General features: G+C 68.2%; 20 protein-coding genes, 4 tRNA genes and 1 pseudogene. 17 read left to right on the top strand and 8 right to left on the bottom strand.

The genetic code is table 11. The features are described 5' to 3' along the window. The first annotated feature begins 65 nt into the window (after positions 1-65). The 3 genes from HB662_RS14905 to HB662_RS14895 all read left to right on the top strand — a co-directional run bounded on the left by HB662_RS14905 (position 66) and on the right by HB662_RS14895 (position 3,002). The gene (locus HB662_RS14905) at positions 66-401 is read left to right on the top strand and encodes a hypothetical protein (RefSeq protein ID WP_168050589.1); all 336 of its coding nucleotides are present in this window, start codon (positions 66-68) and stop codon (positions 399-401) included. After that, the gene (locus HB662_RS14900; RefSeq protein ID WP_168050588.1) at positions 398-2,452 is read left to right on the top strand and encodes an AAA family ATPase; all 2,055 of its coding nucleotides are present in this window, start codon (positions 398-400) and stop codon (positions 2,450-2,452) included. The genes HB662_RS14905 and HB662_RS14900 overlap by 4 nt, the downstream gene beginning before the upstream one ends. 313 nt (positions 2,453-2,765) lie before the next feature. Beyond that, positions 2,766-3,002, top strand: a complete 237-nt coding sequence (locus tag HB662_RS14895) for a hypothetical protein (RefSeq protein WP_168050587.1) — start codon at positions 2,766-2,768, stop codon at positions 3,000-3,002. Positions 3,003-3,084: 82 nt separating this feature from the next. On the opposite strand, the gene HB662_RS14890 is transcribed toward HB662_RS14895, so the two are convergent. From HB662_RS14890 to HB662_RS14875, 4 genes are all read right to left on the bottom strand, one after another. Then, complete coding sequence (locus HB662_RS14890; protein ID WP_168050586.1) at positions 3,085-3,372, bottom strand: hypothetical protein; 288 nt, start codon at positions 3,370-3,372, stop codon at positions 3,085-3,087. A gap of 933 nt (positions 3,373-4,305) precedes the next feature. Next, positions 4,306-5,106, bottom strand: a complete 801-nt coding sequence (locus tag HB662_RS14885) for a hypothetical protein (protein WP_168050585.1) — start codon at positions 5,104-5,106, stop codon at positions 4,306-4,308. 388 nt (positions 5,107-5,494) lie between these two features. Next, positions 5,495-5,668 carry a hypothetical protein gene (locus tag HB662_RS14880; protein WP_168050584.1) on the bottom strand — a complete coding sequence of 58 codons (174 nt, stop codon included), beginning with the start codon at positions 5,666-5,668 and terminating at the stop codon, positions 5,495-5,497. Further along, positions 5,669-5,887 carry a hypothetical protein gene (locus HB662_RS14875; RefSeq protein WP_168050583.1) on the bottom strand — a complete coding sequence of 73 codons (219 nt, stop codon included), beginning with the start codon at positions 5,885-5,887 and terminating at the stop codon, positions 5,669-5,671. It abuts the gene before it with no gap. Between the two features lie 213 nt (positions 5,888-6,100). On the opposite strand from HB662_RS14875, the gene HB662_RS14870 reads away from it, so the two are divergent. Both HB662_RS14870 and HB662_RS14865 read left to right on the top strand, forming a co-directional pair. Further along, positions 6,101-6,745, top strand: coding sequence for a hypothetical protein (locus tag HB662_RS14870; RefSeq protein ID WP_168050582.1), 645 nt, complete (start codon positions 6,101-6,103; stop codon positions 6,743-6,745). A 319-nt stretch (positions 6,746-7,064) separates the two neighbouring features. Beyond that, the gene (locus HB662_RS14865) at positions 7,065-7,238 is read left to right on the top strand and encodes a hypothetical protein (RefSeq protein WP_168050581.1); all 174 of its coding nucleotides are present in this window, start codon (positions 7,065-7,067) and stop codon (positions 7,236-7,238) included. Positions 7,239-7,782: 544 nt separating this feature from the next. Here HB662_RS14865 and HB662_RS14860 read toward each other — a convergent pair. After that, a tRNA-Thr gene (locus tag HB662_RS14860) sits at positions 7,783-7,854 on the bottom strand. 418 nt (positions 7,855-8,272) lie between these two features. Between HB662_RS14860 and HB662_RS14855 the strand changes: the two genes are divergently transcribed. Next, positions 8,273-9,208 carry a DUF4394 domain-containing protein gene (locus HB662_RS14855; protein WP_168050580.1) on the top strand — a complete coding sequence of 312 codons (936 nt, stop codon included), beginning with the start codon at positions 8,273-8,275 and terminating at the stop codon, positions 9,206-9,208. Between the two features lie 110 nt (positions 9,209-9,318). Here HB662_RS14855 and HB662_RS14850 read toward each other — a convergent pair whose 3' ends face one another. From HB662_RS14850 to rlmB, 3 genes and pseudogenes are all read right to left on the bottom strand, one after another. Next, a complete protein-coding gene (locus HB662_RS14850) occupies positions 9,319-9,546 on the bottom strand; it encodes a hypothetical protein (RefSeq protein WP_168050579.1) in 228 nt (75 codons plus the stop codon). A gap of 125 nt (positions 9,547-9,671) precedes the next feature. Beyond that, a complete protein-coding gene (locus tag HB662_RS14845; RefSeq protein ID WP_168050578.1) occupies positions 9,672-10,439 on the bottom strand; it encodes a 2-keto-4-pentenoate hydratase in 768 nt (255 codons plus the stop codon). A gap of 116 nt (positions 10,440-10,555) precedes the next feature. Further along, a pseudogene (gene rlmB, locus HB662_RS29245) lies at positions 10,556-11,311 on the bottom strand (23S rRNA (guanosine(2251)-2'-O)-methyltransferase RlmB); the annotation flags it as partial. 906 nt (positions 11,312-12,217) lie between these two features. On the opposite strand from rlmB, the gene HB662_RS14835 reads away from it, so the two are divergent. The 11 genes from HB662_RS14835 (at position 12,218) to rplL (ending at position 17,907) form a co-directional block, all read left to right on the top strand. Next, positions 12,218-12,300: transfer RNA gene (locus tag HB662_RS14835), tRNA-Tyr, on the top strand. Between the two features lie 102 nt (positions 12,301-12,402). Further along, positions 12,403-12,476 (top strand) — tRNA-Gly (locus HB662_RS14830). A gap of 85 nt (positions 12,477-12,561) precedes the next feature. Next, positions 12,562-13,749, top strand: coding sequence for an elongation factor Tu (tuf, locus tag HB662_RS14825; RefSeq protein ID WP_168050577.1), 1,188 nt, complete (start codon positions 12,562-12,564; stop codon positions 13,747-13,749). Positions 13,750-13,825: 76 nt separating this feature from the next. Beyond that, entirely contained in the window at positions 13,826-14,245 is a 420-nt protein-coding gene (locus HB662_RS14820; RefSeq protein ID WP_168050576.1) for an RDD family protein, read from the top strand. Between the two features lie 70 nt (positions 14,246-14,315). After that, a tRNA-Trp gene (locus tag HB662_RS14815) sits at positions 14,316-14,392 on the top strand. Between the two features lie 108 nt (positions 14,393-14,500). After that, positions 14,501-14,698 carry a preprotein translocase subunit SecE gene (gene secE / locus HB662_RS14810; protein ID WP_168050575.1) on the top strand — a complete coding sequence of 66 codons (198 nt, stop codon included), beginning with the start codon at positions 14,501-14,503 and terminating at the stop codon, positions 14,696-14,698. Positions 14,699-14,706: 8 nt separating this feature from the next. Then, positions 14,707-15,243 carry a transcription termination/antitermination protein NusG gene (gene nusG / locus HB662_RS14805; protein ID WP_168050574.1) on the top strand — a complete coding sequence of 179 codons (537 nt, stop codon included), beginning with the start codon at positions 14,707-14,709 and terminating at the stop codon, positions 15,241-15,243. Positions 15,244-15,454: 211 nt separating this feature from the next. Next, a complete protein-coding gene (gene rplK / locus HB662_RS14800; RefSeq protein WP_168050573.1) occupies positions 15,455-15,889 on the top strand; it encodes a 50S ribosomal protein L11 in 435 nt (144 codons plus the stop codon). A 3-nt stretch (positions 15,890-15,892) separates the two neighbouring features. Then, entirely contained in the window at positions 15,893-16,594 is a 702-nt protein-coding gene (rplA, locus tag HB662_RS14795) for a 50S ribosomal protein L1 (RefSeq protein WP_168050572.1), read from the top strand. Positions 16,595-16,902: 308 nt separating this feature from the next. After that, complete coding sequence (rplJ, locus tag HB662_RS14790; RefSeq protein WP_168050571.1) at positions 16,903-17,433, top strand: 50S ribosomal protein L10; 531 nt, start codon at positions 16,903-16,905, stop codon at positions 17,431-17,433. Between the two features lie 96 nt (positions 17,434-17,529). Continuing rightward, positions 17,530-17,907 (top strand): 50S ribosomal protein L7/L12, encoded by a 378-nt coding sequence (gene rplL, locus HB662_RS14785; RefSeq protein ID WP_168050570.1) that lies wholly within the window; start codon positions 17,530-17,532, stop codon positions 17,905-17,907. Positions 17,908-18,037: the final 130 nt, after the last annotated feature.

The following is an 18,037-nucleotide window of genomic DNA, read 5'->3' as shown; positions in this document are numbered from 1 at the left end:
GACAAAATAGCGCATGACCCCCGCCAGAACAAGCGTCGACGCTCTCCGCGTGGAGATTCATCCGCATGACCAACCGTCGCAACCCCGGTGCTCCCGCCGATCTTCGCCGCCAAGCGGCTCTTCTTGCGAGTTTGGGCACCCCCTGCCTGATCCGCAACCCGCCCAAGGACCACCCCGACTACGTGGCGCGCCGCGATATACTGGCTACCGCCATTTTGGACCGGGCGACTGGCGAGGACGTTGGCGTAGCCCTCGCGTCGCTGGCGGCTGTCGCAGGCGCCATCCTTGGCGCCGGATCGCGCGACCGTGAGCACCTCGCGGAAGGCCTGAACATTCTGCTGTCGGAAGCGAGCTCGGCTGCGGCACGCCAAGCGATAGCGCGGGCGGAACTACTCCGATGACCGCCAGCACCGCGGGCAACTGCGCCCTGGACCTGATCGGCGATCTTGAACAGCCGCCGGCGACGACCGCTCCAGACGAACAGGCCGCCACCGCGCTGCGGCGCCGGCTGTGGACACAGGGCTTCCGGCCGATCGCCCTGGCCACGGGAGAGAAGCGGCCCACCGGCCGGGCCTGGCAGGAGCGGGCGCGGCTGGACCCGCCCGAGGCCGCAAGCCGGCCCGCTGATCCGGCCGCGCTGAACACGGGCGTCCTGTGTGACGGGCTGCGCGTGCTGGATATCGACGTGGATGACGTGCCTACCGCGGAACGGGTCGAGGCCCTGGCCTTCGCGCGCTTCGGCCCGGCGCCGGTGCGCTGGCGGGAGAACAGCGGGAAGCGCGCCTTGTTCTACCGCGCGGCCGAGGGCGAGCCGGGCAAGCGGGTGTCGGCGGGTGCCGCTGGCAAGGTGGAAGTGCTGGGGCACGGGCAGCAGGCCCAGGCCTTCGGCATCCACCCGTCCGGCGTGGCGCTGCGCTGGCGCCCTGCGCCGCTGGACGGGGTTTCGCTGGGCAGCCTGCAGCCCATCACCGAGGACGCGCTGGCCGCCTTTCTGGCCGACGTGGCGCCGGTGATCGGGACCGAAGCCGCCGGCGCCTCCGCCCTCCACACAGGGGGGCGCGCGGAGGCGGACCAGACCGCTTTGCTGGCGCCGTCTCCCGAATTGCTGGCCGAGGCCATCGCGCACGCGCCCAATGACGGCAGCCGCGAGGGCTGGATCCGCATGGGGCACGCCATCAAGGCCGCTGGCGGCACGGTGGATCAATGGGCGGAGTGGTCGGAACGGCACCAGCCCGAAGACGCCGAGGACTTGGCGCGGCGGTTCTCTGGCTTCAGCCCGCCCTTCTCTGCGGGCTTCCGTCATATCGCGCACGCTGCCCGGAAGGCCGGTTGGTACGGCGATGCGGCCGCCCAGTTCGCGCCCGTCATCGCGCAGATGCGCGCCCAAGCCGAGGCAGCGGCGAGCGCCGGGCGGTTCGGCCGCCTTCAGCTTCGCACGGTGGCAGAAGCGGCCAATGCGCGGCCGCGGCACTACCTCATCAAGCACCTATTGGCGCGGGGCGAGCTTTCCATCTGGTGGGGTGCACCGAAGACCGGCAAGAGCTTCCTTGTTCTGCGCCTCGCCTGGTGTCTCGCGACAGGTCGCGACGCCTGGGACTTCCGCGTGAAGACGCCACGGCGCGTGCTCTACGTCGCGGCCGAGGGCGAGGGCGGGTTCAACGGTCGGGCCGAAGCGCTGCGGCGAGCTGCCGGCGATCCCGCTGACCGGTTCCAGTATATCGCGCAGCCTGTCACGATCGGCCCGCCTGGGAACGACCTGGCCCACCTGGCCGAAGCGGCTCAAGCCATGCGGGCGGACCTGATCGTCATCGACACCCTCGCCCGCACGTTCGGCGGCGGCGACGAGAACACGGCGCAAGACATGAACGGCTTCGTCGCTAACCTCGACACGCTGCGCGCCGAGACGGGTGCCCACGTCCTGGTCATACACCACGGCAGGAAGGACGGCGGAGACCTGCGCGGGTCGGGCGCGTTGGCCGCCGCAGCGGACCTTATCGTGAAGGTGGAGAAGGGCACTGGCGCCGACCCCAGCGTGGCGACGATCGAAGCGGCGAAGGATGACGAGGACGGGCGCCGGCTGGCGTTCCGGCTGCGGTCCGTCGAATTGGGCATGGACGAAGATGGCGATCCGCTTCGGACCTGCATCGCGGAGCCGTCCAATGCGCCGGTTTCGGCAAAGGCGAATCTGCCAAGGACCGCCGCCGCGGTGCTTTCGGTCATCACCGAGCTGGCAGCGGCGGAGGGGGTGGCTCCGGCCGGAGTGGACGCCGGCGGAATGGCCGCGGTCCCGGATGCCCGGATTCGAGCGGAGTGCGAGAGCCGGCATGTATCGACCGCCGCCAAGCCGGAAAGCCGAAAGCGAGTGCTCCGAGATGCGCTCGCGTCGCTCCGGGATGCCGGCCACATCGGGATGCGCGACGGCTGGGTCTGGCCCGTGGGTGCGACGGTCTAGCGCGGCGCGCCCTTTCCCGGTCCGGGCAGGGGCCTTCCATCAATTAGGCCCTTGGACCGGATCGGGGGTGCGGAGGGCGGATATCCCCTAGGGATATATCCGCTCCGTCCGCCCTTACCCCTGCCGGAGGATTCCGGATTATCCGCGGATATCCGGGGCATGTGTCATCGTAAAAAATAGCATGTCGGCCCGTGTCGTTGCGAAGTCGCGCCGAACGTAATCGCATGCCCGCGGACCTGGTTCGAGGCGCCCCGTGCTCGGGATATCCCTCTACGTCGCGATGCTTATCGCCCTTTTGGGGCTGTTCAGGATCATGGACGCCTACCCCGCCCACTTCTTCAGCGGCTTCGCCCTACTCGTTTTGGCCACCGGTGCGGCATCGGGTTGGGCCGATACCAAAGGCGGTAGCTTCCTCCGCAGGATGTTTGGTGCCACGAAGGGCATCGACCTCGCCGTGTTCGTCTGCGCCGTGCTCGCTGGTGTTGCCGTCGTGGGCGGGTTGCTTGGCATCGGCACCGGATGCGCGCCGCATAGGCCGATTGACTGCTGAGGCTGTCTCGGGAAGCGGCGGCGGGACGCGCCGGCCGCCGCCTCCCGATCTGCAAACCATCTTCTTCCGCTAGGCGGTTCGGTCAGTGCAGCAAGTCGGACTCGTCGCACTGCTCGCCCTCATGCGTCCGGCCGAATGTAATCTCGCTGGGATCCACCAGGACCAGTGCGCGGCGCCGGCCCGGCAGGTCAATCATGGTCAGGCCGGCACCATCTAGGAAGCGGTGCGCTCCATCCGCCTCATTGCCCACGTGCGTGACTGCCAGGCGGACGACCTCCTGCAGATCCTCCCCGATGCCCGCGTCGCGCAGGCGCCGAAGAATAGCGGGAAGGTTCGGGAAGGTGTGCGGTGCGGTGTTCTGGTCGCTCACAGGTCTTGCTCCTTGCCGGGTATCGGCGCGGGCAGTCAGCCGCAGCAACGCGCCTCCGTCAAGTTATTGAATTTGCTAGCTTTATCCGCGATTCATCCGTCAAATCAGCACGGTCCAAGACGGTGATCTCGCTGGAATCGCCAAAGATCAGTCGGCGCGACCTGAATTGCCGTTCCGGCTGCGCCGGAGCCGCTGGCGGGAGGGCAGGCGGAGTGGGCCAGTAGAGGCAGCGCCGAGATATCTGCCCGCGAAGATGCCAGCGCCCAACGGATGCAGCCCTCACGCCCCTGCCCGATGCCCGCCAGATCCACCAGACGATTCGAGCCGCGACCGCGCTCGGGCGCTTGGCCCCGGTGCTATTGGCACCGGCCGGCGCCGGCGCTCACTCCGTGAGGCTGCGGCGCTGGCCGAGGCGGAGCGGGCACGGGCGGTGCTGGTTGATGGGCTGCAGCCGCAACCAGGATCAGCGGCGACGCGTCGGCGAGCGCGTTAATTGGACACCCCGCGGCGCAGCTAGGTGACGGTGAAAATACAGGCGGTGCGGCAGCGGATCCGCGGCGCACCCACCGGGTAGTCCACCTCTGCCTGGCCTACCGCTGCCGGGGGGAGCAACCGAACCAGCGCGCCCTCCGGGTCGAAGGAAGGGCGTGCTCGGCTCGCTTGGTCGATCTGCGCGGGCTGGTCGCAGCCACGTCCGCGACAAACCCTAGCCGGCGCACAGGCGAAGGCCGCGTCATCACGGTGGACCTGCCGGCCGACGATTTGATGGAGGCCGAGAGCCTGCCGGCCCGGATCCTAGTGCGCGACCTCACAGCGCTGGCCCGGATGCAGGGTACCCGAACCGCTTAATCCATTAACGCCGGCAGGGAGAGCCAAGGTCCTAGGAGGGCTGTGTTCAGCGGGTCAACTCGACGTGCCAGACAAGGTGGCGCGCTAGTCCCCGCCATAGCTAAGCAAGCCAGCGATCGTCTCTTTTCCTTGGGAGATCAGCGTAATGGCGCCGTACGCCTGTAGCATGAACTGGCCAGTCTCCGCGGTGTCCTTCACGAATTGGGCGGCTTTGACCACCCGCCCGACGTAGGCAGCTACCTTTCGCAACATTGCGTCAGTAAGTGGCTCAGCCTCAAGGTTCACATGTCCATGCAGCGCAAGATAAGCAGCTATCACTTCTCGCAGCGCCTGCAGCGAGTAACCCCAGCCCAACCATCGCAGTCGCTCCAGACGAAAGCGAAAGACCAGAAGCCCCTCAATGATCGACGCCCGGAAAAAATCTTGCTCGCGAAGCTGATGCTCAGACAGCCACTCAATAAGTAAATTAACTTCGCCTAGTAGTTCTTCGATTTCAGCATCTGTAAGCCGTACGTAGCCGTACCTTGGCTGGAGAACTGGCGACAGGAATTTTATGGGAGTAACTGTCGCCGGTGTCAGATATGAGTTTTTCGCATGGACCCATGGGTTGCGTAAACCATCCTGACTGAACGCAAGTTTTACCGTCGACACATGGGCCTTTGCTTCGGCCAAGATGCTAGGATTTAAGCCAAGACCATCGACCAACTCCACAATTTGGTCCATTCGTCGGTGGACAATGAATAATATTTCAAAAAACTCTACAGACCAGGGTGCGGTAGCGAATTGAGCAGCTAGGGCGCGGTCGCCCATTAACTTATCATTTTGCCCCCTTAGGCCCTCGCACAGCTCTGCGATCTCAAGAGCTGGATCAGTCATGTCCGCCATATCAGCGTTCCCAGATGCACTTGCGCTTAGAGTAACGATCTCGGAGCGTTTGCATACCGGGCTATGTCATTTGGTCTGGACACTGCTCCTAGCAACTCGTTCCATCATGCTTACGCAGTCGCAGGACGCCCCCACCCGACCATAGGCGGTTCGCCGCACCGCGAGCACCACAGCTCGCGCCGCAGCCTGAGCAGATGCAGGCGTTCACCCTGGCCCACCAGCGCAACCAGATCGCGCCGCCCAATGGTGCGGACCCGACAGGCGCAGGGCAGCCGCACCGCCTCGTCACGTGCCAGGAAAGCGACGGTCCAGGGCGGCGCGACTTCCACGCCCCGTGTCAGCCGATGCCGCGGTCGGTGCGGTAGGGCAGAATGAGGGCGCCGCAGGATCACGTAGCCGCTTGGAGAAGCTGCTTCACCAACTCGCCGGCCGCGATCTGCGCCGTGTATTCGTGCCCCGTGCGCCGCTCCTTGCCGCGCTCGTTGAAGCGCATGGTGAAGGCCAGGCTATCGGTCAGATCCTCCGGCGTGACGGGCCGCAGCACATGCCCCTCATGCTTCACCTACGCCTCCTCCGGCCGGTGAGCACCCACCTCGCGCAGAAGGTCCACCACCGCGGCGTCGATGACGCTGGCGGGAAGCGCGGGCTGCATTCCCCGCCCCAGGCCGCGCGCCTCTGCTGCCGCTTCGGCCAGTCCTCTGCTGCGAGTGCCGATGGCGCTGGCGATGACCTCGCGCATCCGGCGGAGGACTACGGGATCGACGGGGCCGGCTGATTCCATGGCCGGAGCATGTTCTGTTTTTGTTCGATCAACAAGCCTGCTGGCCGCGGCCGGGTAACTGGTTGCACTATCGGCACCCAATGCACGGGGTGGATGATGGCGCTCTCAATATGTGGACGACTGCGCGCTTGGCGGCGCCTCGGGCTTCGTGCGCTGCGCCGAATGACGATGGTCCACATTGGCGTAGCAACCGCTCTCCTGGGACCGACCCTCATGCTCGTCTCGGGCTACGGCTGGGAAGGCGGGATTCTTGTCCTTGGGTCGGGGCTCGCGGCGGCGGTGCTGTCGCGGCTCGGAGACTTGGCAGAGATCGCGGCTTGGGGCTTCAGCGCCAAGCTGCGGGAGGCACAAGCCTTGGCCGATCGCGCGGCGGTCACTGCGATCGAGTTGCGCCGTATGGCGGTGCCACTGGCGCGCATGAGCCTCGGCCTAGCATCTGGCGGCGGTCGATGGGGCGGGCACGATGCCCTGCGCCGCCGCACACAAGAACAGGTTGAGGCTCTCTTGGCCGTCGTTGAAGCCTCCGCCAGCGAGCGGCAGTCCGTTTATGTCGAGTGGAACGCCTGGCGGCATTTTGATGCAGCGCTCCGCGCGCGCGGGCAAATTTTCGAGGCGCTCAAAGGAACCGGCGTCCCGCAGCAATCTCTGCCAGAGATTCAAAAGCGGCTGGAAAGCATGGTCGACTTGGAGCGACTAGCTGTCGCCGCCCCATGCCATTGGCGGGCTGCTGCAGCTGACCTCGAAGCCTTAACACCTTCTGTCGTTGAAGCGCTTATGGCGCTGGAGGTGGCCGCCCAAGCCGATACCCGACCAGAAAAGCACGATGGCCTACCTGGTCCCGAGCCTGCCCGCGATTGATCGCTGCAGGATCTGAACCGACATCTGATCGAGGTGTGGAAGCGCAGGCTACTACGATCGGAGGCTTGTCGCGGCAGGGGAGTCGACCTCGTTCGATTCGCTCGCGATTTGTCGGCGCGTCCTTCAAGGGTTAGGAACCGGCGCGAGAGACCCATCCCAGGAGGGTGGGTGGGGGGGGGGGGGGGGGAGGCTTCCGCCGATGTAGAGATGTAGAATAGCAGCGCCCAATCTGACCTAGCCCCACATGCCCCTGCCCAATGTCAGCCGCCTCCACCAAACCATCCAAGCCGCGAGCGCCCTCATACGCTTGGCCCCTGTGATGGACGCCGTAGGCACGGGCCGGCGCCGGCGATCGCTGCGGGAGGCCGCGGCCCTGCTGAACCGCGAAGGCGTGCCGACCCGGCGCGGTGGCCAGTGGTGGCCGGAGGGCGTGCGGCGAGCGCTGGCCGAGGCCGAGCGGGCAAGGGTGGTGCTGATCGGGGCACTGGACTAGGGGCGAGGCCACGGGCCGTGCAGCCGCCCTTGCACCCACCTACGATTTACCAGAAGAATCTGTGGCGAAACGACGCGGGCCACCCGAGCCATGACGCTGCGCTACGCCCAGATGACGGACGAACAGCTGCGCGATGCTATCGGCGACGCGCGCGGTATGGCGGGCACCGGGCCGGCCGGGCTATCCAGGCTTTCCGACGCCAGCGCGGAGGCAGCGCGACGGCTAGCCGACCGAGGTCCGGCCCTCCGCGAAGCGCGGCGGGCTTCGGCTAGGGCGATCTGCGCGAGGGCCTTCGCGGTTTTCTGGTGGCTGCACCTCGCCCTTTTAGCCGTTCTCTGCGCCGCTGCGTGGTCGGAGCTGGATCGGCCGTATGGTCGCCCCGGCGAGCGGCTGGCCTATGCGGCTGTGATAGGCGGAACGCTTGTCGTTGTCCGCTGGATCCTCACGGGCCGATGGTCGTTCGGCCCGCGCCTCTAGCCATCGGCAATGTGCCCGCTGAGTGCCCGCTGCCGACCTGTATCGCAACGATTTCCAGCTAAGTGATTGCCGGGTGAGGGGATCGAACCCCCGACCTTCGGTTTACAAAACCGCTGCACTACCGCTGTGCTAACCCGGCATATCCGGCGGGCCGGGGTGCATCACCCGCAGGCGGGGCACCCGGATCCCATGCGCTGACCGCGTCGAGGTAGCGCGCCGGGGGCAGGATGTCACCCCTGCCGCAGCGGAGCGGCCGTGCCCGCCTTTCCGGATCCTGCCTGCCAGGCGCGTCCGCTTGCCACAACAGGGACGATGGCCGCGCTGCAGATCACGCCGATTTCATCAGATCGTGATGCATCCGGCATGATGAGACGGCAAGTAATGCCAAGTAAAACCGTCGCTCTTCCTGGCATAGATTTTCGCCAGATTCTTTCGCCGTTGAGAATCAGCGAGTTGGAGATGTGGCATGTGAATTGCAGAACCGCTCCTGGCCGTAGCCGGCGGAGGTTTCTTCATCGCCCGGGCTCGACGGCCATGAATGAGGGAAGGATTTCCGCATGAGAGTTCTGCATCACGCGCCACGGAAGCTGTCGGCCGCCATCGGCTTCTCGGTCATCCTGGGGGCCGCCATCCTGGCCGGCCCAGCCAAGGCGGACCCGATCGTCGGCGTGGTGGGGCCGCGCACGCTGGTCGGCTTCGACTCGGCGACGCCGGACACCTTCACCACCACGCTGGAAGTGACCGGCATCGGCAACGACACCATTCGCGGCATCGATTTCCGTCCCGCCACCGGGCAGCTCTATGCCCTGGGCCAGTCCGGCGGGCTCTACACCGTAGACACGACCAGCGGCGCGGCCACCGCCATCGGGCCGGGCGTGCCGGTTCCCGCCGGCCTTTTCGAGGCGGGCTTCTCCTTCAACCCGACGGTGGATGCGATCCGCGTCACCACGGCGAATGACGTGAACCGGCGCGTCAACGCCACCGCCGGCAGCACCATCATCGACGGCACGCTGAGCTACACCGCGGGCGACCCGAATGCCGGGGTCAATCCGACCATCACGGCGGTCGCCTACACCAACCAGCTTCCGGGCACCGTTACCTCCACCACCCTCTACGCCATCGATTCCGCGACCTCCTCGCTGGTCACCATCAATCCGGCGAATGCGGGGACGATCAGCACGATCGGCGCGCTGGGCATCGATCTGTTCGGGCCGACCACGGGCTTCGGCATGGCCTTCGACATCGATGGCAGCACCGGCATCGCCTATGCCAGCCTGCTGAACGCGGTTGGCCAGCTGGGGCCGCAGGGGCTGTTCACCATCGACCTGGCGACCGGCCTTGCCAGCTTCCTCGGCGACTACGGCAGCAACACGGTGCGGGAGATCACGGTGGGGCAGCTTGGCCCGGTCGCGGTGCCGGCGCCGGCCTCCCTCGCCATCCTCGGCACGGGGCTGCTCGGCCTGTTCGGCCTGCGCCGCCGCCGCGCCGCGTGACGCCGGTGGTGTGAGGGGTTGGACCATGGCCGGCACCGCGCCGGCCATGGTCCCGCCCCGGGCAATCCGACCCCGGGCAATCCGGCCCCGGGCAATCCGACCTCGGGCGATCAGGCGTGGCCGACCTGGCCAAAGGCGTCGTCATTGGTGGCGCGCACCACGGCGGCGAACAGGCGCAGCGCGTCCGGACCGCCACGGTCGGACAGCGTGCCTTGCTCCATCTCCTCGGCCAGCAACTCCGCATGTTCCGCCAGCGTCTCCGCCGCGCGGCGCAGCGCCTCGCGCGACAGCACGAGCTGCAGATCCTCAGGCAGCGTGTTCCAGTCTGCTATTCGCATGGCGGTCCCAGCATTCGGGGGCGCCGTCCTGGCGAAAGGCCGCTGGGTGGGTTGCGGCGCAGGCGTTATGGCAGGCCGAGATTGCCGGACCGTGAACGATGCCGCTTCGCCCCGCCGAACCCGGCTCAGGTGAAGCGCAACTCCACCCGGCCCAGCGTGTCGAACTCCACCACCACCTCGGACGGACCCTCGATCCAGATCGGCGGGGTGACGGAGCCGAGGAACACCACCTGGCCGGCCCGCAGCCCGCCGAACACGGCGGCGGCCGGAGAGGCGGCGAGCCAGGCCAGTGCCTCCATCGGGTGCCCCAGCAGATCGGCGCCCACGCCTTCGCCGCGCAGCGCGCCCGAGACATGCATCCGCCCGCGCGTCGCGCCGAGATCCAGGTCGCGCCAATTCGCCGCCGGCGCGCCGAGCACGCCGCCGGCGTGGAACACCTGGTCCGCGATCAGCGTCGGCGTGCCGAGCGCCGCGAGATCGTCGTAGCGCTTCTCGACGATCTCGATGGCGGCGAAGACCTCCGCCACCGCGTCCTGGGCCTGCTGGCGCGTGCAGGGCCCGGCGGGCAGGTCGGCGCCGAGCCGCAGCCCGACCTCGCATTCCACCCCCGGCGCCACGAAATCCGCCAGCCGCACGCTGGCCGGCGAGGCGTGCAGGCCGCTGGCCGGCACGAAGCCGGCGGCCGGTCCTGCCAGGCCCAGATAGGCCTGCATCTGCCGCGTCGTCGCGCCGATCTTGAAGCCGGCGGGCGGGATGGCGCCCATGGCCTGCGCGACTTCCCGCTGCACCGCATAGCCACCGGCGGTGTCCGCCGGGGCATGGGCGCCCAGCGGCACCAGGTTCTGCCGCGCCTGGCGGGCGGCGAGGATGGCGGCGGCGGCGGGGCTGGTCATTTGGGGTCATCCTCCGCGAGGGGCTCTTCGCCCTCATCCTGCTCGGGCATCTCGTCGGACAGGTCCTCCGGCAAGTCATCCTGGGGGTCCGGCGCCTCGTCATCCGGCAATGCGCCGCGGGCGATCTCGTACAGCGCGACCGCGGCGGCGGCGGCGACGTTCAGGCTCTCCACCTCCGGCACCATCGGCAGCCGCACCAGCTCGTCGCAGGTCTCCCGCTGCAGGCGGCGCAGCCCGGCATCCTCGGCGCCCAGGACGAGCACGCAGCGCCGGTCGCGCGGCACTGCCTCGCCCAGGGTACGGGTGCCCTCGCCGGCCAGGCCGAGCACCCAGAAGCCGGCCTTCTGCAAGGCGATGATGGCGCGGGAGAGGTTCACCTCCCGCGAGATCGGCACCAGTTCCAGCGCACCCGAGGCGGCGCGCGCCAGGGCGCCGGTCTCGGGCGGGGCGTGGCGGTCCTGCATCACCACGCAAGCGGCGCCGAAGGCGGCGGCGGAGCGCAGGATGGCACCGACATTACGGGGGTCCGTCACCTGGTCCAGCACCAGCACCGGGCCGGGGCGGCTGGCGATGCAATCCTCCAGCGGCAGCGGCTGCAACGGCTCGCTCAGCAGGGCGGCGCCCTGGTGGATCGAATCCTCCAGCAGGAAGGTCTGGAAGCGGTTGCGCTCCACCCGCTCGGCGGGGATGCGCCAGGATTGGCGGGGCAGGCGCTCGGCCAGCGCGGCCTCGGCCTCCACCGTCAGCAGCAGGCGCTTCAGCCGGCGGCGCGGATTGGCCAGCGCGGCGGCCACGGCATGCAGGCCGTACAGCCAGAGCGTGCCGCCCGGCGCGGCGTCGCGGATGATGGCGGCCTGGGAAGGGCGGGGCAGCTTCGCGGGCGTCGCGACGGGGGCGCTGCGGGGGGCCTTGGCCTCGCCGCTGCCGCGCCGGTCGCGGCCACGCGGGGCGGCATCCGGCGCCTCGGCGGGCGTGGCCGGGACCGGAGACTGGTTGGTGGAGGCGCGCAGGGCAGCCGCGCGCGGGCCACGATCCGGCGTGCGGGCGAAGCCGCGATCGGTCTTGCCGCCGAAGCCGCGTGCCGGCTTGCCGCCGAAGCTGCGCGGCCCGTCGCCCGCCGGACGCTTGCCGGCGGTACCGCGCAGCGCAGGGCCGCCTACGGAGCGGGAGGGACGTTCGCCGAGCGGGCGGAAGGGGCGGTCCTCGGCCGGATCCCGTGGCGGGCGCGGGGCGTCGCTCCGCGGGGCGCGGGGTGCGTCGCTCCGCGTGGCGCGGGGTGTGTCGCTCCGCGGGGCGCGGGGTGCGTCGCTCCGCGGGGCGCGGGCGGATTCGCTCCGCGGCGCGCGGGGGGCGTCGTCGCGCGCGGCGCGTGGTGCTTCGCTCCGGGGCGCGCGGGTGGAATCGCTCCGCGGCGCGCGCGGTGCCTCGTCGCGCGGGGTGCGGGGCGAGTCCGCCCGGGGCGCGCGGGGCGCCTCGCCGCGCGGCGCGGCGTCCCGGGGCGGGCGCGGGGGCTTGCCTCCTGCTCCGCCCGAGGGCGACTTTCCATGCGGGGACTTGCCCGAGGGCGGGCGGCCAGGGCCTGAGGCGGGTCGACGAGAAGGGGGGCGGGACATTCCCCCATTCTGCGCCGCGCCGCGCCCGCTGTCCAAGCGCGGCGCCCATGCGGAGGAAACTGTCCCGCGAGCGCCCGCCGCCGTTGACAGCCGGCGCGCGACGGGGCAAGTCCCGCCGCGCTCTCGGTGACGAAGCTGGGGCGCGGCAGGCCTGGTCAGGGCTGCGGAGGGGTGCCCGAGTGGCTAAAGGGGGCGGACTGTAAATCCGCTGGCTTGCGCCTACGTTGGTTCGAATCCAACCCCCTCCATATTCCCCCCGGGTCAGCCTCGCCGCGCAGACTCGCCACCGGGCCCCGGCCCCACCATGTGGCCGAACGGGTGACGTGGCGCCTGACTTTCCAGAATGCGCCGCGGGTGTAGCTCAATGGTAGAGCTCCAGCCTTCCAAGCTGGCTATGCGGGTTCGATTCCCGTCACCCGCTCCACGCGCGCGCGGGCCGGCGGCACGATCATCAGGCGCGGCATATTTCACGAAGCCCGGGATGCCCCGGGTGGATAGCGGGAACAGCAATGGCCAAGGCGAAATTCGAGCGGAACAAGCCGCACTGCAACATCGGCACGATCGGGCACGTGGACCACGGCAAGACGTCGTTGACGGCGGCGATCACGAAGACGCTGGCGAAGACGGGCGGCGCGACGTTCACGGCGTATGACCAGATCGACAAGGCGCCGGAGGAGCGGGCTCGTGGCATCACGATCTCCACGGCGCATGTGGAGTATGAGACGGCGAACCGTCACTACGCGCATGTCGATTGCCCCGGCCACGCCGACTACGTGAAGAACATGATCACCGGCGCGGCGCAGATGGACGGCGCCATTCTGGTGGTGTCGGCCGCCGACGGCCCGATGCCGCAGACCCGCGAGCACATCCTGCTGGCGCGCCAGGTCGGCGTTCCGGCCCTGGTGGTGTTCCTGAACAAGGTCGACATGGCGGATCCGGACCTTCTCGAGCTGGTCGAGATGGAGGTGCGCGAGCTGCTGAGCAGCTACAACTTCCCCGGCGACGACATCCCGATCATCCACGGCTCCGCGCTCTGCACACTGGAAGACAAGCAGCCGGAGATTGGCGAGCAGGCGGTGCTGAAGCTGATGGAGGCGGTGGACGCCTACATTCCGCAGCCGGCACGCGCGCTGGACCGGCCGTTCCTGATGCCGGTGGAAGACGTGTTCAGCATCTCCGGCCGCGGCACCGTGGTGACCGGCCGCGTGGAGCGGGGCGTGGTCAAGGTTGGCGAGGAAATCGAGATCGTCGGCCTGAAGACCACGGTGAAGTCGGTGGTGACCGGCGTCGAGATGTTCCGCAAGCTGCTGGACAGTGGGCAGGCGGGCGACAACATCGGCGCGCTGCTGCGCGGCGTGAAGCGTGAGGATGTGGAGCGCGGGCAGGTTCTGGCCGCCCCGGGCTCGATCACGCCGCATACCGGCTTCTCGGCCGAGGCGTACATCCTGACGAAGGAGGAAGGCGGCCGCCACACGCCGTTCTTCACGAACTACCGTCCGCAGTTCTACTTCCGGACGACGGACGTGACGGGCATCGTGAAGCTGCCGGAAGGCGTCGAGATGGTGATGCCGGGCGACAACGTGACGATGGACGTCGAGCTGATCGCGCCGATCGCCATGGATGAGGGCCTGCGCTTCGCGATCCGCGAAGGTGGCCGCACCGTTGGCGCCGGCGTCGTCGCCAAGATCGTCAAGTAGGCGAAGCACCCGCTTCGGGTCGGGCGGGGTGGGGCGCAGGCGCGTCCCACCCCGTTCCTGTTTCAGGGAGGTCGCGATGCCGCAACAGGGCGTGGAACTGGCGGGGTTCGGCCGACGCCTCGCGGCGCAGCTTCTGGACCTGCTGTGGCTGATGCCGCTCTCGGTGCTGCTCGGCACCATCGGCGCGCTGGCCAATGGCGGGGAGCTGTCGCTGGGCGGCGAGCTGATGGCCAACATCATCGGCACTCTGCTGGTGCTGACATTCTGGGTGGAGCGGCAGGGCACGCCGGGCAAGCTGGTGCTCGGGCTGCGGATCGTCGATACGGAAACCGGCCTGCCGCCGCGCTTCGGCCGGCTCGTGCTGCGCTACCTGGGCTACATGATCTCGGCGCTGCCGCTGTGCCTCGGCTATTTCTGGATGCTGTGGGATGCCCGGCGGCAGACCTGGCACGACAAGATGGGCCGCACGCTGGTGATCCGGCTGCCGCAGGAGTGAAAACTACCCCTCCGACCATCTCGACAGGCCCCGCCGGCTGGGATAGAGGACGCCGCTCGCGTGGAGCCGTAGGGGCGTAGCTCAATTGGCTAGAGCGCCGGTCTCCAAAACCGGAGGTTGTGGGTTCGAGACCCTCCGCCCCTGCCAAGCGGCCGCGCGAGTTCGTGGCCGAAGGCCCCTCCCCAAAGGGAGGGGCCTGCGACGCGCAGCCCGCAAATGCCTTCGTTCGTCGACCATTCGAAAAAGGGGCCCGTCTTGGCCAAGTTCGATCCCACGCAGTATGTCCGCGAGGTGCGGCAGGAAGTGGGTCGCGTCACCTGGCCATCGCGCAAGGAGACGCTGATCACGACCGGTCTTGTGCTGGCCCTCTCGGCGCTGGCGGCGGTGTTCTTCCTGGTTGTCGACCAGATCATCGCCTTCGCGATGCGCTGGCTGTTCGGTGTGGGGGCCTGAGGCGGGTCATGGCGGACAAGAAGTGGTACGTGGTCCACGTTTATTCGGGCTTCGAAAAGAAGATCTCGCAGCAGCTCCGTGAGCAGGCCGCCCAGAAGGGCCTGGCCGACGCGTTCGAGGAAATCCTCGTGCCCGCCGAGGAGGTGGTCGAAGTCCGCAGGGGCCAGAAGACCAACCAGGAGCGGAAGTTCTTCCCCGGCTACGTGCTGGTGAAGATGGAAATGACCGACGACGCCTGGCACCTGGTGAAGAATACCCCGAAGGTCACGGGCTTCCTGGGCGAGAAGAACCGGCCGACGCCGATCCGCGAATCCGAAGCGCAGCGCATGCTGAAGCAGGTGCAGGATGGCGCCGACAAGCCGAAGCGCCCCGCCATCATCTTCGAGGTGGGCGAGCAGGTCCGCGTGGCCGACGGCCCGTTCACCAGCTTCATGGGCACGATCGAGGAAGTGGACGAGGAACGCGGCCGGGTGAAGGTCAGCGTCTCCATCTTCGGGCGCTCGACGCCGGTGGAGCTGGAATACGGGCAGGTCGAGAAGGTCTGACCTTTTCGCGCCATCGAGTTTTGCAGCGGGCCGGATGGGAACATCCGGCCCGTTTTGCATTTGTGGCTGGACTCGCGCCGGGCAGGGGGCTATACGCCCGCCTCCGCTGACCGGCCCGGGGCTTTCCCGGGCCGTTTCGCGTGGCATGGAACGCGGGAGACCCCTTGGGGTCGCTTGAACCGCGGTCCTCAACAGAGGATGGATCGCACCAGTGGCGAAAAAGATCGTGGGCTACATCAAGCTGCAGGTTCCGGCGGGCAAGGCGAACCCGTCGCCGCCGATCGGCCCGGCGCTCGGTCAGCGCGGCCTGAACATCATGCAGTTCGTGAAGGAATTCAACGCGGCGACGCAGCAGATGGAGCCGGGCACCCCGACCCCTGTCGTCATCACCGCCTTCTCCGACCGCACCTTCTCCTTCATCACCAAGACCCCGCCGAACACCTACTTCCTGATGAAGGCCGCCAAGATCGAGAAGGGCAGCCTGACTCCCGGCAAGGGTGCGACCGTCGGCCGCGTCAGCAAGACGCAGCTGCGCGAGATTGCCGCGGTGAAGATGAAGGACATGAACTGCACGGACATCGAGAGTGCGGTTCGCATGCTGGCCGGATCCGCCCGTTCCATGGGCATGACCGTGGTGGAGGGCTGAGCCATGGCAAAGCAGGGCAAGCGCCTCAAGGCGATCGTCTCCGGTCTCGACCAGGAGAAGAACTACGCGCTGGATGAGGCCATCAAGCTGGCCAAGGCCAATGCGAAGGCCAAGTTCGACGAGACCATCGAGATCTCGATGAACCTCGGCATCGACCCGCGCCACGCCGACCAGATGGTCCGCGGCGTGGTCGGCCTGCCGAACGGCACTGGCAAGACCGTGCGCGTCGGCGTCTTCGCCCGCGGCGCGAAGGCCGAGGAGGCGCTGGCCGCCGGCGCCGACGTCGTCGGTGCGGACGACTTGGCCGCCGCCGTGCAGGAAGGCAAGATCGAGTTCGATCGCTGCATCGCGACGCCGGACATGATGGCCCTGGTGGGTCGCCTGGGTAAGGTGCTCGGCCCGCGCGGCCTGATGCCGAACCCGCGCCTCGGCACCGTGACCATGGACGTCAAGGGCGCCGTGCAGGCGGCCAAGGCCGGCCAGGTCGAGTTCCGCGCCGAGAAGGCTGGCATCGTGCATGCCGGCATCGGCAAGGCGAGCTTCGAGGCTGACAGCCTGCTGGCCAATGCCCGCGCCTTCATCGACGCGATCCAGAAGGCCCGCCCGACCGGCGCCAAGGGTACCTATGTGAAGAAGGTGGCATTGTCCTCCTCCATGGGTCCAGGGCTCAAGGTCGACCTGGCCTCGCTGTCCAGCGGCAGCTGATCGCTTTCCCGTCCCGGATGGGGCGGGCGTTATTCGGCACTCTTCGGGGTGCCGGGCAGGGCAGGGGCCTCGGTCCCTGTCCGAACCTGTCGGAGACCTCCTGTGGCCTTCGGGCCTTGAAGCGGCGCAAGCCGTGCAGGTGAGAGATGGGGTGCCGAGAAGTTTTTGCCGGTCCGGTTGCCCCTGGGCGCCGGGCCCGGCTTGGCTTGGTAGGTCCCGTTCCAGCAGGCCTTTCGGGGTGGTTGCCACCTCGCGCTTGAACCGGCCAAAGCCCTTCCACAAGGCCGAAGCCAAATACGGAGACGGACGTGGACCGTACGGAAAAGCAGGCCTTCGTGCAGGCTCTGCAAGCGGTTTTCGCGGAGACGTCCTTCGTCCTCGTCAGCCAGAACAAGGGCTTGACGGTGGCGGATGCGACGACGCTGCGACGGCGCATGCGGGAAGCCGGTGCGACCTACAAGGTCGCGAAGAACCGGCTGGCCGCGCTCGCCCTCGATGGTACCAGCTTCCAGGGCATCTCGCCGCTGCTGAAGGGTCCGACCGCGCTTTCGTGGTCGCGGGACCCTGTGGCTGTGGCGAAGACCGCCGTGGATTTCGCCAAGGTGAACGACAAGTTCGTGATCCTTGGCGGGGCGCTCGGGACCCAGACGCTGGACGCCGATGGCGTCAAGGCGCTGGCAGCCCTGCCGTCGCTCGAGACCCTGCGCGCACAGCTTCTGGGCCTGATCCAGACGCCGGCGACGCGGATCGCGGGCATTCTGCAGGCACCGGGCTCGCAGCTGGCGCGGGTGTTCGCCGCGTATGCCAAGAAGGACGAGGCGGAGGCGGAGGCGGCCTGAGCCCCTTCGCAAGCCTGACGATTCGGCCCTGGGGGAAGGGTTCCCTCATGGGTCTTGCAAATACCAAGCCAAGCCAATATATCGAAGGATACACACATGGCCGACCTCGCAAAGCTGGTTGACGAGCTCTCCAGCCTGACCGTCCTGGAAGCCGCTGAGCTCTCCAAGATGCTGGAAGAGAAGTGGGGCGTTTCCGCCGCGGCGCCTGCCGCCGCAGCGGCAGCGCCGGCGGCTGCCGCCGCCGCCGCCCCGGTTGAGGAGAAGACGGAATTCACCGTCACCCTGAAGGCCGCGGGCGACAAGAAGATCAACGTGATCAAGGAGATCCGCACCATCACCGGTCTTGGGCTGAAGGAAGCCAAGGATCTGGTCGAGGGCGCGCCGAAGGTCGTCAAGGACGCCGCGAGCAAGGACGAAGCTGCCAAGATCAAGAAGGTGCTGGAAGAGAACGGCGCCGTGGTCGAGATCAGCTGAGTACCCTGCGCGCCTGGTTCAGCCCGGCTCGGATTGGCCGGGCGCGCAAAATCCCGGTGGTGGGCCTTCGGTCCGCCGCTGGGCGACATATCTACGGGAACGGGCGGAACTCCGAAGCCGGAGTCCCGCC

Origin of the sequence: Falsiroseomonas frigidaquae (genome assembly GCF_012163145.1) — a bacterium.
In the GTDB taxonomy this organism is placed as follows: Bacteria; Pseudomonadota; Alphaproteobacteria; order Acetobacterales; family Acetobacteraceae; genus Falsiroseomonas; species Falsiroseomonas frigidaquae.
Note: the sequence above shows the minus strand (reverse complement) of the source record. Positions and strands in the feature narration are given on the sequence as shown.